The following is a 12,018-nucleotide window of genomic DNA, read 5'->3' as shown; positions in this document are numbered from 1 at the left end:
CTTATTTCACTTTTTTTATTGAATGCTAACTATAGAAAATCAATTACCGATTCTCAATTGCTTAAGCAATCCAGCGCGAAATTGATTGGCGCTCTCTTCATTAGGAATCTCGCCTGCCAATTGTTCGATTAATCCACGCAGATTGGTGGCTTTGTCGAAGTAATCGTCGCACACGATTTCAGCGATGGGTCCGATATAAACAGTCAAAGCACTTTGCACGATTTTCTTGGTTTCTGCATTAATGCTAAAACCAGCAGCAGGGGACGCAACAGGCGCCGCTGCAGCAGTGGGTGCGGCTCTTTGTATGACATCACTGGTAACACCTGATAACTTGCCTGCAGCTTGCATCAGTGTTTCGAAAATGGTCTGGTTAGACAATCCATCGCGACTGCTAGCGATTTTGATAGACTCATCAAAACGTAATCTGGCGCTTTGCATATTGCTTAGACTACTGAGTGCATCCTGACCGCGTTGACCGCGACACAAAATTGAAGCGATATCACCATTATCTAAAAAAACTTGCGCCATACGATTATTATCGCTGACTAGAAAAATGGTACCTGTGCGTCTTTGTTCACAGAGTTTTTTGATATCTTCGATGATTTCAAAAAATGGACTAAAACTTTGTTGGTTCATGATTCAATTCCTTAATCCGAACAATTATTCAGCACTCTTTTTGCGTAAGCGATCCATCGCCATTTGTATGCTGATACCCATACGTTCTATGGCCGATGCCAAAGCACCAATTTCATCGCTACGTTTTGTTTGTGGGATTTCGACATCAAATTTACCGCTGCTCAATTCGGCCGCGATGGCTGTCAATTCATTGATAGGGCGAGTCAATTGTTTACCGACGAAATAAGCAATACCGAAGACCAACGCAATTGTGATCAAAATCAAATAGCGCGCTTCAGCTTCCATTTTTTTGATTGAGGCATAAGCTTCATCGTAGTCTTGCTCAACGATCAAAGTCCAACCTTGCGGCAATTTACGTTTGAAAGTCAGCATGTTTTTGTCTGAGTCTTTGTACTGAACTGGGCGATCGCTCGCGCTGTCCATACCTAAAGCAGGGTGATTGCTGAAGTCTTGCAATGCTGTTTTCACTTTTTCTGAGCGGCCATGCGCAATCACTTTATTGCTAGGATCGAGCAAGATGGCATAGCCTGTTTCACCGAGTTTAGTATCCATAACCGCTTTGGAGACGTCTGTTAAGTTCATCACCATAACGATGATGCCAGCTAGTTCACCATGTGACTTGCGAATAGGTTCTGCTAATACGTAAGAAGGTTTGCCCGTTGTTTTGCTAAGCAGGACTTCACGTGCGATTGGCGCACCTTTCAGAATCGACTGCACATAACCACGTTCACCATAGTACGTCGTCGGTTTGTCGTCGCTACGGCCAACGTTTTCACCATTGAGACCGATGGTCAGCGAGAGAAAAGAATATTCATAAGTTTCAGTGAGTGACTTTAAAATTGGATTTTGTTTTTCTGCTTGCATCGACGTCATATCATCGATACGACCAATTTGACGCAGGGCGCGGATGTTAGTGTTATCCCAAGCTACGATACCTGTTTCGATCGTGTTAGCTGTGGCGATCATGGTGGAGGCAATATGTGCATCCATGTCACTGCGCGCTTGTTTTCCATTGACGTACCATAAGGTAATGAGGGGAATCAGTGTCACGAGTAATAGAACTAACAAAAGTTTTTGAAAGATATTGAGACCGGCTTGAGGTTTTTTCATGATGGTATTTTCAGAGTAACTAAATAGTGCCAAAAACGTTGATAGTTCAACGTAATCGAATTGGGGTTATTGCGAGAAGTTTTGTAAGATTTAAGGTTGAATAAACTTGTGTTCATAGAAGGGCTTTAGTTCTATAAGACAACATAAAGTTCATTCTTTATTCAAGGAATAAGTGCCTTAACAGTAGTTGCTAAGCGCAGATAAGCGTTTAGCTAGTTGCGCTTGTCATTGATCTCAATGAACGCTTATCGCAACTGCGAAGTGCAAAATAAATAGGCAGTTTATTTTTTGAAAGTGGCGCAATATACCAGCTTGAGGGTTTTTTTCAAGCAATATTTTGCATGAATTTGCATTAAGAATAATAAATAAGCTCGATTATGTAAATTTGGTATTTAAAAGCCTATTGATTAGAGTATTTTTAAATATTTACTATTTTAAATACTCTATATTTTTTTAATTGATACATATACTCATCTCAGCTCGAAATTATTTTCAAAAAAAGTGAAAAAAGTGACGCTATATGTCTCACTGTTTCAAGCATAATTGCGCACCACTTTTGATTCACATTTTATGCAAACTAATTCCCCGCCGACCGCGCATCCTCTTCCACTTATTTCAGCTAACACACGCATCAATGGCTTAGATACTTTGCGCGCTTGTGCAATTTTATTGGTCTTGATGTACCACTACCAAGTTTTTGTTAGTCATGAGCCTAGCTTTGGTTTTTTGAGTGAAATAGGTTGGGTCGGTGTTGATCTATTTTTTGTTTTAAGTGGCTATTTGATCGGTAATCAAATATTTGCGGGACTAAAAAGTGAGCAAGGTTTTTCGCTGAAGACTTTTTATATACGCCGCGCCTTGCGAACACTGCCTAATTTTTATGTGGTACTGGCGATTTATTTCTTGTTTCCCGCAGAAGCGGGCGGCAAAGCAGTTACACCTCTGTGGAAATTCTTAACATTCACCCAGAATTTTGATTTGAAGCCTGGATCGGCGTTTTCTCATGCTTGGTCTTTGAGTATCGAAGAGCAGTTTTATATTGCCTTGCCGTTGTTTGCTATGGTGAGCATCGCATTTCTTAAATCGGTGCGTGTCATGTGGCTGATACTATTTGGCGCCATGGCAATGGCAGCGTGCACACGTTATTTTATGTGGCAGAAAGTGGGTGATGACTATACGCAGTACTACCTACATATTTATTACTCAACTTGGTGCCGTTTTGATGAGTTACTGCCGGGCGTCGCATTAGCTTTACTGAAAAATTTTCATCCGCAGTTGTGGACGCGTTCGCTTAAATATGGTCACTATAGTTTCTTAAGTGGGCTGCTAGTTAGCGGTGTCGCCATGTATCTATTTACTTTCTATAGCTATGTGGATGGAGACGGTTTTCAGTGGTTTACGACCAGCTTTGGTTATACCTTATTGTCCACTGGATTCGCTTTGTTGACGTGGGCTGGACTCAGCCCGAATTCTTATTTATATCGCTGGCGCATCCCCGGTGCATCGGTTTTAGCGCTGTGGTCGTATGCGCTCTATTTACTGCATAAACCTTTAATGAATGTCTTGATTCGTCCATTGGAAAGCTGGGGCATATCTGTTAAATCTTGGCTTGGTATCAGCGTGATGTTTGCGCTCAGCCTGCTTGGAACTTACGTCTTATATCGTCTAGTGGAAACGCCCTTTATGCGTTTACGTGATCGTTATTTCCCCTACAAGTGAAGTAATAATTCTTTGCCTAGTTTCGCTTTAGGAAAACCATTGAACCGATTGCTTTGATGGTTTGACCCGTATTTTGATTCGAAACGACGGTGGCGATCTGGAATACTAAAAGCCCATGTCTTTTTAGATTCCACCTATGTCCTACAGCGTTGTTTGGTTCAAACGCGATTTGCGCTTGCATGATCATGCCGCTTTGTTTGAGGCGGCTTCACGCGGTCCTATCCTTTGCTTATATGATGTCGAACCAGCGTTGTGGCGGCAAGCGGATGCAGCGCGCCAGCATTTTGAATTCATCCTAGAGAGTTTGCGTGATCTCTATGTGGAATTGAAACAGCACGGAGGTCGTTTGCATGTCGTGACTGGCGATATATTGGAAGTTTTACAGGCTTTGCATGAACGAGCGCCTTTTCACAGTTTGTATGCGCATGAAGAAACCGGTAATGCTTGGACTTATCAACGTGATTTGGCGGTTGGACGATGGTGTCGTACTCAACAAATTAATTGGCTAGAGTTCCGACAATTTGGCGTGGTGCGGCGTTTGGCTGATCGTGATCATTGGAAGGCGAGTTGGGACGCTCACGTTGAGCAAAATTGCTTGCCTGTACCGGCACAATTGCAGTTCGTGGATATGCCGTGGCAAGATACGTTGCCGCCTTCTGCTGATCGACTTCATTTGCACCAAGCTGATACGCCACGTCGGCAGCGCGGTGGGCGTCAAGCTGGTCTTGCTGTATTGTCGTCTTTCTTACTTGAACGCAGTGCCTATTATCGAGGTGGAATTTCTTCCCCCTTATCAGCGCCTGATGCTTGTTCTAGGCTGTCACCCTATTTAACGTTTGGCTGTTTAAGCTTGCGTGAAGTCGTGCATGCGACAGTGCAGCGTATGGAACAACTGCATGAGGATGCTGTCATGTCGCAGCATCCGTCGGCGGCGCGTATGAAGCAGGGCTTAAATGCTTTTATCAGCCGACTATATTGGCATTGCCACTTCATTCAAAAATTGGAATCAGAACCCGAGATTGAATATCAAAATATGCATCGCGGATACGATGGCTTGCGTGAGCAGGATTGGAATGAAGCACATTTTCAAGCATTTATTCAAGGTCGTACAGGTTGGCCTATGGTCGATGCTTGTATCGCCATGTTACGTGAGACAGGTTGGATTAATTTTCGTATGCGTGCCATGTTGGTATCGGTCGCCTCCTATCCGCTGTGGTTAGATTGGCGGCGCGTTGGCACTTGGTTAGCGAGTCAATTTATCGACTATGAGCCGGGGATACATTGGAGCCAAATGCAAATGCAAGCAGGTACTACAGGCATCAATGTGCCACGCGTTTATAACCCAATTAAACAAGCGCATGATCATGATCCGAAAGGCATCTTTGTGCGACGCTGGTTGCCGGCGATGCGTAAAGTACCTGATTTGTTTTTGTTTGAACCTTGGACCATGCCTGCAGATGTCCAAGCTGCATGCGGCATACAGCTTGGACGAGAAATTCCTATTCCCGTAGTTGATCTAGATGTCGCGACACGAGAAGCAAAAGCAAAACTATTTGCAGTGCGTGGACAAGCGGAAGTGAGGGCAGCGAAGTCAGCCGTAGTCAAGAAACACGGATCACGTAATACACGTAGCGCAGGAAGTACGAAGCGCGCAGGAAATTCGACTAAACGAGTGAAACAGCAAGACACTAGAGCGACCAGCGATATCGAGCAAGTTCCTCAACTGGGGTTTGATTTCTAATTTCTCATTTTGAAAATCGGGTTCCAAGAAATCTGGTTCAAAAATCCCGATTCTTCTGATCACGCGATTTAAATCGCATTACCTCGTCGCTGCGCAAAGCTTGGTGTTTTGTTTTACGACCAGTCACCCGGCTACGCCACATTTTGAAGCTCGATGCTTTCATCGACTGACGCATTAGTCGAATCACTGCACTTTCGTTCAAGCCGAATTGACGTTGGATGGCGTCGAAAGTGGTGCGATCTTCCCACGCCATTTGTATCACTCTATCGATGGTAGCTTGATCCATAGCCGCTTGATCCATTGTTGACATCATGGTTTAGGCTTTCTTTGCCCATGCCATGCACCAGCCTTTTGCTGAGACTTGTTTATTACCTAAGGCGGCACAATTTGCCCATGCATCTGTTGCTTTGCCTTGATACAGCATGCAGTTGACGCAGTTTTTTCCAGCGGCATACGCAGGAAATTTTTTCGTGTCCACTTTGCTTGCGTCATGTTTATAGCCAAGGGCAACTGAACCGGGCGCTGCTTCATCGACGCGATTTGCTTGGGCGTTGACCTTGAGTGCGGCTCCCAAACCTAAGGCAGCAGGAACGGCTTGAATTAAAAATTGACGACGTGATTTCATCATGAATTCCTTTTTAGATAATGTAATTAATTGATTTGATTCTCGGTACTGCTTAGTTGATCAAACTTAGCGATCAATTTTTTTCGCCAATTGGCATGCGCCAAAGTGGTCGAAACTTCAGAAAGACGTGGTACAAATTATTTAACAAAGCAATTGCCCAGCGCCTTTCGAGTAAGGGTGTGATCCAGCCAAGGGCAGGTAATTGTTGCCACATCACAATAAACGCAGCCGCTCCTGATACAAGTTGTCCCGTTTCATCACGTGCGTGCAACTTGTTGAGTGCTTGTTGTCGATTGAGTTGTGTTCCTAGCTCGATTTCTTCGCAGCGGCTTGCATCTACCCATTCAATTTTGTCAGCGCCTCGCCATGTTTGGTAGGTGGCGATTTCTTTCGCACACAAGGGACATGCACCATCGAAATAAACGGTGCAAATTGGCTTTGCTGTCTGTTTTTCGTGGTGCGTATTTATTTGTGTTGGCGCGGTTTTCGTTGCTGTCATTGTTGTCGCTGCTACGTTGCGTGAGATTTTTGATAATGAATTATTGGTTCATGCTGTTTGATATAGAGTATTCCAAAACGGAAATGATGTCCAATAAGTGAACCGTTAAAACTTGTGTTATTATGATTTTATTCGGTTCAATAGCGGTTCTTTTCCGGTGTTCTGTCATTTCTTGAATCAGTTTTTTTACGATCAATTTGCTAAAAAAGTGGGTGAACGATGAATAATCAAACAGTAAAGTCGGCCGCCAATGAGGCGAATGCCACTTATCGCAGTGGTGCTGCGGCACGTTTATCAGGTGTTCCTGTGGAGACCTTGCGCGTGTGGGAGCGGCGCTATGGCGTGACAGACCCAAGTCGCTCAGAACGTGGTCAGCGGCAGTATTCATTTGAGGATGTGCGGCGTTTGGGTCTGATAAAGCAATTGGTTGATGCCGGTAATTCGATTGGTGCAGTGGCGCATCTTGATTTGCAACAGTTACTGGCGATGTTAAGCGCGGTGGCAAATTTGCCTGCGGCACAGTCGCAAGTTCAACTCAGTAATGGCATGTTGAGAATTGCGTTGGTAGGCGTGATGTTGCGCCAATCTTTGATTAATCTAGATCCAGAACAAAGTAAATTGAGCTTAGTGCAAACTGCCTTCAATCTGAAGCAGGCACCGATGCAGTTGAAGGATGTCAAAGTCGATGTGATGGTGGTTGAGCAAGGCGAATTGACTGCACCAGAGGAACAAATTCCACTCTTAGGATCGGCTCAACAAGCTTGTCAGGCAACAGCGGTACTTATTCTGTATCGATTCGCTTCTAGTGACGCGATTCGCCAGTTGCGACTTGCGGGTTTTCATGTTGCCCGCATTCCCTCAGATATGCTGGAAATAGATCATCTATGCCGCGTCGCGATGGCGCGCGCACTCACGCTTGTGGAGCAGCAAGGGCGTATGGGACGCGTGAAGAAAAATGGTGCTCGACCTGCCGATGCCGCGCGAAATAAGAAAAGCAATGTAATCCCAGCACGGTTGCTCGATGATGAACATCTAACGCATATCGCCAAATTCGCCACAAGTATTCATTGCGAATGTCCACGTCATTTAGTCGATTTGCTGCAAATGCTGACCAGTTTTGAGCGTTACAGCGCGCAATGTGAGAACCGCAATGAAGACGACGCTAGCCTACACCGTGACTTGCATTACACGGCGGCGCATGCACGTTCTGCGTTAGAGCAAGCCTTAGTGCGTGTAGCGCAGGCAGAAGGCATTCAGTATTGAAATTGAATATTCTCGAGAAAGCGCGCCATGAAAATGCGTAAAAAATCGGATCTGCCAAGCAAATTGTGCGAAGGCTGTGGATTATCTTTTGCTTGGCGTAAGAAGTGGGAAAAAGACTGGGCTTCAGTCAAGTATTGCTCTGAGCGTTGTCGTCGAGCACGGCCTAGCGTATCGGTGAAAAAATCGATGGATGTTCTCGCAATTGCTTCGGTAAAGCATATATGAAAAAACTAGTTGTTTATTGGTTTCGAAATGATCTTCGGGTTGAGGATAATCCGGCGTTGAATGCTGCTTGTGCATACGCGCAGCACACTGGAGCGCAATTGCTTCCGCTGTTTTGTCACACCTCTGCGCAAGGCACTTTGCATGTCGAACAAACGCAGTGGGGTTTTGCGCGTTTATCGGCTCATCGTCGATATTTTTTGCGCGATAGTTTGTTAGATTTACGCGAGCAGTTGCAGCAGTTTGGATTTGAATTGATGGAATTGGAAGGAGAACTAAGCGCGCAATCAGCATTTTTGGCGGCACTAGCGCAAACCTATACGCTTCAGACCATCTTTTGCGAAGATATCGCGGCACCAGAAGAGCGCGCGCAGGTAGATGCTGTGCGGGCATTGAAGATTGATGTGCAGGCGGTATGGCAATCGACAATGTACGATCCAACATCGTTCGACTTCGACATAGCGCAGATGCCAGATCAGTTCACGGCATTTCGACACAAGATAGAACACGCGGCTTATCCGATACGCCAAGTAGTGACATGTGCACTCTCTGCATCGTTCGCATTGCGTGACGCCACATTAGAAAAATTTTCTGTGCATCTGAGTAAGCAAAGCCAGACTCAACTTGACGCCCTTGATGATGTTGATACTCAAGTCATGCATGATATTCACGATGTGCGCAGTTCGTTCCCCTATTTCTTGCCCGAGTTTCGCGGCGGCAGTCGCGCTGCACATGCGCATCTAAAAAACTACTACTCTTCTGATTTACCACATTCTTATAAACAAACACGTAATCAATTACAGGGTACGCGCTTTTCGACCAAGTTTTCGCCATGGCTGGCGAGTGGTGCGCTTTCGGCACCGCAAGTAATGGCTGCATTGCGCGAGTTTGAAGCGGAGAAAGGACAAAGCGACAGCACCTACTGGATTTGGTTTGAATTGCTGTGGCGTGATTATTTTCGCTATTTGCATTGCAAGTACGGCGTGCGGCTGTATCGCGCCAGCGGTTTATCAAAACTACCCGTCGATTTGCCTGCTTTTGATGCGCAAAAATTTCAAGCGTGGACGCAATCGATGACGGGTGAGTCTTTGATTGATGCTGCCATGCGTGAGCTGACCAGTACTGGGTATTTATCGAATCGCCTGCGTCAGCAAGTCATCAGTTATTGGCTGCATGAGTTAGGTGGTGATTGGCGCGTTGCTGCTGCTTGGTTTGAATCGCAATTGCTTGATTACGATGTGTACAGCAACCAAGGAAATTGCTTGTACTTGGCGGGTTTTGGAACCGATCCTCGCGGCTATTTAGGCGGGCGTTGGTTTGATCCGAAGAAGCAAGCAAAACAGCATGATGCAGACGGAAGTTATCGAACACTTTGGAACTCACGGTAAACCAAATCATGAACAACAATCAGCAGCCAGCGCATACCTTGCGCCTGATCTTAGGCGATCAGTTAAATTCACAACACAGTTGGTTTGCGCATCAGCAAGACGATGTGTTGTACGTGATGATGGAGGTGCGTCAAGAGACGGATTATGTGCTGCATCATGCGCAAAAGATCATCGCGATCTTTGCTGGTATGCGCGAATTTGCGCGCCGTTTGCAGTTGGCAGGACATCGTGTGCATTACTTGACGATAGATGATCCAGATAATCTACATGCGATTCCCGCGAATATTGAGAAACTGGCACAAATGGTGCATGCGCAAGAATTTCAATATCAGGCGCCGGATGAGTATCGCTTGGATCAGCAATTACAAGCATTTGCGCAAACTACCGCATTGCGTTGCTATATGTTTGATAGCGAACATTTTCTAACGCAAAGAGAAGAAGCGGGCAAGATTTTTGAAGGCCGCAAAAAATGGTTGATGGAACATTTCTATCGACAAATGCGCGTCAAATATCAAGTGCTGATGACGGGGCAAGATCCCACTGGTGGTGCATGGAATTTTGATCACGATAATCGTAAAGCATGGCCAGGATTGCCGTGGGAACCAGAAGATTTTCGACCACGCCACGATCACAGTGCCTTGTGGGCGACGATACAAAATGCAGGCGTGAAAAGTTTTGGCGAGCCGAACGCCAACGCATTTGCATGGCCTTTACACCGTGACGAAGCCTTGACGCAATCGCAGGCCTTCGTGCGTTTGGCATTGCCACATTTTGGTGATTTTCAAGATGCGATGAGTAGCAAGGCATGGCGTTTATTTCACTCGTTGTTGTCGTTCGCATTAAACGTCAAGATGCTAAGCCCGCGCGAGGTGATTGCCGCGGTAGAAGCCGCGTACTCACGTGGCGAAGTATCGATTGCCGCCGCCGAGGGATACATTCGACAAATCCTCGGTTGGAGGGAATATGTGCGTGGCGTGTATTGGCATTTTATGCCCGATTATGCGCAAGAAAATGTATTTGATCATCAAGCCGAATTGCCGACGTGGTTTTGGACGGGCAAGACCAAGATGCGCTGCTTATCGCATGCGATTGGACAATCCTTACAGCAAGCGCATGCACATCACATTCAACGCCTGATGGTGATCGGCAATTTTTCGCTGCTAGCAGGTTTGCGTCCACAGCGTGTTCATGAATGGTATCTCGGCGTGTATATCGATGCATTTGAGTGGGTGGAATTGCCGAATACTTTGGGCATGAGTCAATACGCTGATGGTGGTGTGTTAGCGACTAAGCCCTATGTATCGAGCGCTGCTTACATTGATCGCATGAGCGATTATTGCAAGGGCTGTCATTACGATAAAAAGCAGCGCACCACCGAAAATGCTTGCCCGTTCAATGCGCTATATTGGGATTTTTTCTCGCGTAATGAAAAACAATTAGCGAGCAATCCACGCATCGGTATGGTGTATCCGCAGTTAAGAAAAATGAGTGCAGAAGCACGGCAGGATTTGAGCGAACGAGCGATTTATTTGCGTCAGAATTTAGATGCGCTGTGACTTTAAAAAGTGAGGTAAAAATGCATTCTCCTAATCAAGCGCAATCACAGGCAAGAGATCGCCCAGTTCAACTCAATCCCAAAAAGCTTTTGCTGACGAAATGGACAGCGGTAAAGGTCATCGCCAAGCAAAAACATTTTTTGGTCAGTCGTGTGCTGCAACCTGAAGACTTGAGTTTACCGATTACTGAAATCGAGATGGAAGCAGTTTATTCGGGTAATAAACAAATCATTGCTTGGCGAGAATTACAAGATGCCGAACGATGGAAGCAAGGTTGGCTGTGATGTGTTCTACAAACTCCTTCCCCTTCAAGGGGAAGGTTGGGATGGGGATGGGGATGGGTTTCAATGAGCGATTGACAAATTTCCTGTTCAAATCAAACCCATCCTGACCCTAGCTTGCCCCTTGAACGGGCGGAATTCCAAGTAAGAATCCCCAAATAATTTAGTTTTTATTTCGACAGAGGTCCACCCCATGCAATGTCACTCCTTCCCAGAACAATTCCGTGCATGCGTGATCGGTGCGTGCGGAGCAATCGGTGCAGCATTTGTCAGCGCCTTGCAGCACAATCCGCGCTGTGCCGACGTGGTTGCACTTCATCGAAACTCGGTTCCGCCAATCGATTTAACTGATGAAGTTAGCATACAAAGCGCGGCAGAACAGATCAAAGCACAAGGGCCGTTTCATTTGATTATTCACGCCGCTGGTATTTTGCATCAGCAGGAATTCATGCCCGAGAAAAAATTAGCGGACTTGAACATGGCGCAAATGCAAGCGACCTTTATGGTGAATACTTTTGGTCCAGCAATCGTTCTGCGACATTTTTCCAAGCTGCTCGATAAACAGCGAGGCGTGTTCGCACTGCTTTCGGCGAAGGTAGGCAGCATAGAAGACAATCGCCTCGGTGGCTGGTATAGCTATCGCGCATCGAAAGCGGCATTGAATATGATGATCAAAACTGCTGCCATAGAAATTAAACGAACCCAGCCCAACGCGATCGTCTTTGCGCTGCATCCGGGCACAGTCAACTCGGCATTATCACAGCCTTTTCGTGGTGCAGAGATTGGTCGACCTGCCGAGCAAGCAGCGCAAGAAATGTTAGAGGTGATTGATCGCTTACAAGCAGACGATCATGGGAGTTTTTTGAGTTATAAAGGAGAACGCTTGCCGTGGTAATTACTGGCTTGAAAAGTTAGAATGCGCTTACCATACTGTAATCCCACTGTAACCTCTAATTAATTCATTTTGATTCATTTAAT

At 45.8% G+C, this 12,018-nt stretch carries 13 protein-coding genes; 8 read left to right on the top strand and 5 right to left on the bottom strand.

All coding sequences use genetic code 11. The features are described from left to right. Positions 1-39 precede the first annotated feature (39 nt). Complete coding sequence (locus tag ACFFJH_RS14090) at positions 40-636, bottom strand: DUF8082 domain-containing protein (RefSeq protein WP_390213492.1); 597 nt, start codon at positions 634-636, stop codon at positions 40-42. 24 nt (positions 637-660) lie between these two features. Beyond that, positions 661-1,746 (bottom strand): HAMP domain-containing protein, encoded by a 1,086-nt coding sequence (locus tag ACFFJH_RS14085; protein WP_390213491.1) that lies wholly within the window; start codon positions 1,744-1,746, stop codon positions 661-663. Between the two features lie 570 nt (positions 1,747-2,316). On the opposite strand from ACFFJH_RS14085, the gene ACFFJH_RS14080 reads away from it, so the two are divergent. Together ACFFJH_RS14080 and ACFFJH_RS14075 are read left to right on the top strand one after the other, a co-directional pair. Beyond that, on the top strand, positions 2,317-3,465 hold the full coding sequence (locus ACFFJH_RS14080; RefSeq protein ID WP_390213490.1) for an acyltransferase family protein: 1,149 nt from the start codon (positions 2,317-2,319) through the stop codon (positions 3,463-3,465). 136 nt (positions 3,466-3,601) lie between these two features. After that, positions 3,602-5,206 carry an FAD-binding domain-containing protein gene (locus ACFFJH_RS14075; protein WP_390213489.1) on the top strand — a complete coding sequence of 535 codons (1,605 nt, stop codon included), beginning with the start codon at positions 3,602-3,604 and terminating at the stop codon, positions 5,204-5,206. 37 nt (positions 5,207-5,243) lie between these two features. On the opposite strand, the gene ACFFJH_RS14070 is transcribed toward ACFFJH_RS14075, so the two are convergent. The 3 genes from ACFFJH_RS14070 to ACFFJH_RS14060 all read right to left on the bottom strand — a co-directional run bounded on the left by ACFFJH_RS14070 (position 5,244) and on the right by ACFFJH_RS14060 (position 6,330). Further along, on the bottom strand, positions 5,244-5,519 hold the full coding sequence (locus ACFFJH_RS14070) for a TIGR03643 family protein (RefSeq protein WP_390213488.1): 276 nt from the start codon (positions 5,517-5,519) through the stop codon (positions 5,244-5,246). A 3-nt stretch (positions 5,520-5,522) separates the two neighbouring features. Continuing rightward, a complete protein-coding gene (locus ACFFJH_RS14065; protein WP_212675338.1) occupies positions 5,523-5,834 on the bottom strand; it encodes a high-potential iron-sulfur protein in 312 nt (103 codons plus the stop codon). Positions 5,835-5,904: 70 nt separating this feature from the next. Beyond that, positions 5,905-6,330: a thiol-disulfide oxidoreductase DCC family protein gene (locus tag ACFFJH_RS14060; protein ID WP_390213487.1), complete on the bottom strand. Its 426-nt coding sequence runs from the start codon at positions 6,328-6,330 to the stop codon at positions 5,905-5,907. Positions 6,331-6,549: 219 nt separating this feature from the next. Here ACFFJH_RS14060 and ACFFJH_RS14055 point away from each other — a divergent pair, with 219 nt between their 5' ends. The 6 genes from ACFFJH_RS14055 to ACFFJH_RS14030 all read left to right on the top strand — a co-directional run bounded on the left by ACFFJH_RS14055 (position 6,550) and on the right by ACFFJH_RS14030 (position 11,935). After that, complete coding sequence (locus ACFFJH_RS14055) at positions 6,550-7,593, top strand: MerR family transcriptional regulator (protein ID WP_390213486.1); 1,044 nt, start codon at positions 6,550-6,552, stop codon at positions 7,591-7,593. Positions 7,594-7,620: 27 nt separating this feature from the next. Continuing rightward, the gene (locus ACFFJH_RS14050; RefSeq protein ID WP_390213484.1) at positions 7,621-7,818 is read left to right on the top strand and encodes a DUF2256 domain-containing protein; all 198 of its coding nucleotides are present in this window, start codon (positions 7,621-7,623) and stop codon (positions 7,816-7,818) included. Then, complete coding sequence (locus tag ACFFJH_RS14045; protein WP_390213483.1) at positions 7,815-9,203, top strand: DASH family cryptochrome; 1,389 nt, start codon at positions 7,815-7,817, stop codon at positions 9,201-9,203. The genes ACFFJH_RS14050 and ACFFJH_RS14045 overlap by 4 nt, the downstream gene beginning before the upstream one ends. A gap of 8 nt (positions 9,204-9,211) precedes the next feature. After that, on the top strand, positions 9,212-10,759 hold the full coding sequence (locus ACFFJH_RS14040) for a cryptochrome/photolyase family protein (protein WP_390213482.1): 1,548 nt from the start codon (positions 9,212-9,214) through the stop codon (positions 10,757-10,759). Between the two features lie 20 nt (positions 10,760-10,779). Continuing rightward, positions 10,780-11,043 carry a TIGR02450 family Trp-rich protein gene (locus ACFFJH_RS14035; RefSeq protein WP_390213481.1) on the top strand — a complete coding sequence of 88 codons (264 nt, stop codon included), beginning with the start codon at positions 10,780-10,782 and terminating at the stop codon, positions 11,041-11,043. A 190-nt stretch (positions 11,044-11,233) separates the two neighbouring features. After that, the gene (locus ACFFJH_RS14030; protein WP_390213480.1) at positions 11,234-11,935 is read left to right on the top strand and encodes an SDR family NAD(P)-dependent oxidoreductase; all 702 of its coding nucleotides are present in this window, start codon (positions 11,234-11,236) and stop codon (positions 11,933-11,935) included. The last annotated feature ends 83 nt before the right edge of the window (positions 11,936-12,018 follow it).

The sequence above is a fragment of the Affinundibacterium danionis genome, from assembly GCF_042432465.1.
Taxonomy (GTDB): domain Bacteria; phylum Pseudomonadota; class Gammaproteobacteria; order Burkholderiales; family Burkholderiaceae_D; genus Undibacterium; species Undibacterium danionis.
This window is presented reverse-complemented; position numbering and strand designations above follow the sequence as displayed.

Excerpts from the sequence above, each read along its gene's own strand:
- ACFFJH_RS14045 (WP_390213483.1), top strand. The coding sequence starts at position 7,815 with ATGAAAAAACTAGTTGTTTATTGGTTTCGAAATGATCTTCGGGTTGAG.
- ACFFJH_RS14040 (WP_390213482.1), top strand. The coding sequence starts at position 9,212 with ATGAACAACAATCAGCAGCCAGCGCATACCTTGCGCCTGATCTTAGGC.
- ACFFJH_RS14090 (WP_390213492.1), bottom strand. The coding sequence starts at position 636 with ATGAACCAACAAAGTTTTAGTCCATTTTTTGAAATCATCGAAGATATC.
- ACFFJH_RS14075 (WP_390213489.1), top strand. The coding sequence starts at position 3,602 with ATGTCCTACAGCGTTGTTTGGTTCAAACGCGATTTGCGCTTGCATGAT.
- ACFFJH_RS14065 (WP_212675338.1), bottom strand. The coding sequence starts at position 5,834 with ATGATGAAATCACGTCGTCAATTTTTAATTCAAGCCGTTCCTGCTGCC.
- ACFFJH_RS14035 (WP_390213481.1), top strand. The coding sequence starts at position 10,780 with ATGCATTCTCCTAATCAAGCGCAATCACAGGCAAGAGATCGCCCAGTT.
- ACFFJH_RS14085 (WP_390213491.1), bottom strand. The coding sequence starts at position 1,746 with ATGAAAAAACCTCAAGCCGGTCTCAATATCTTTCAAAAACTTTTGTTA.
- ACFFJH_RS14030 (WP_390213480.1), top strand. The coding sequence starts at position 11,234 with ATGCAATGTCACTCCTTCCCAGAACAATTCCGTGCATGCGTGATCGGT.
- ACFFJH_RS14055 (WP_390213486.1), top strand. The coding sequence starts at position 6,550 with ATGAATAATCAAACAGTAAAGTCGGCCGCCAATGAGGCGAATGCCACT.
- ACFFJH_RS14080 (WP_390213490.1), top strand. The coding sequence starts at position 2,317 with ATGCAAACTAATTCCCCGCCGACCGCGCATCCTCTTCCACTTATTTCA.
- ACFFJH_RS14050 (WP_390213484.1), top strand. The coding sequence starts at position 7,621 with ATGAAAATGCGTAAAAAATCGGATCTGCCAAGCAAATTGTGCGAAGGC.
- ACFFJH_RS14070 (WP_390213488.1), bottom strand. The coding sequence starts at position 5,519 with ATGATGTCAACAATGGATCAAGCGGCTATGGATCAAGCTACCATCGAT.
- ACFFJH_RS14060 (WP_390213487.1), bottom strand. The coding sequence starts at position 6,330 with ATGACAGCAACGAAAACCGCGCCAACACAAATAAATACGCACCACGAA.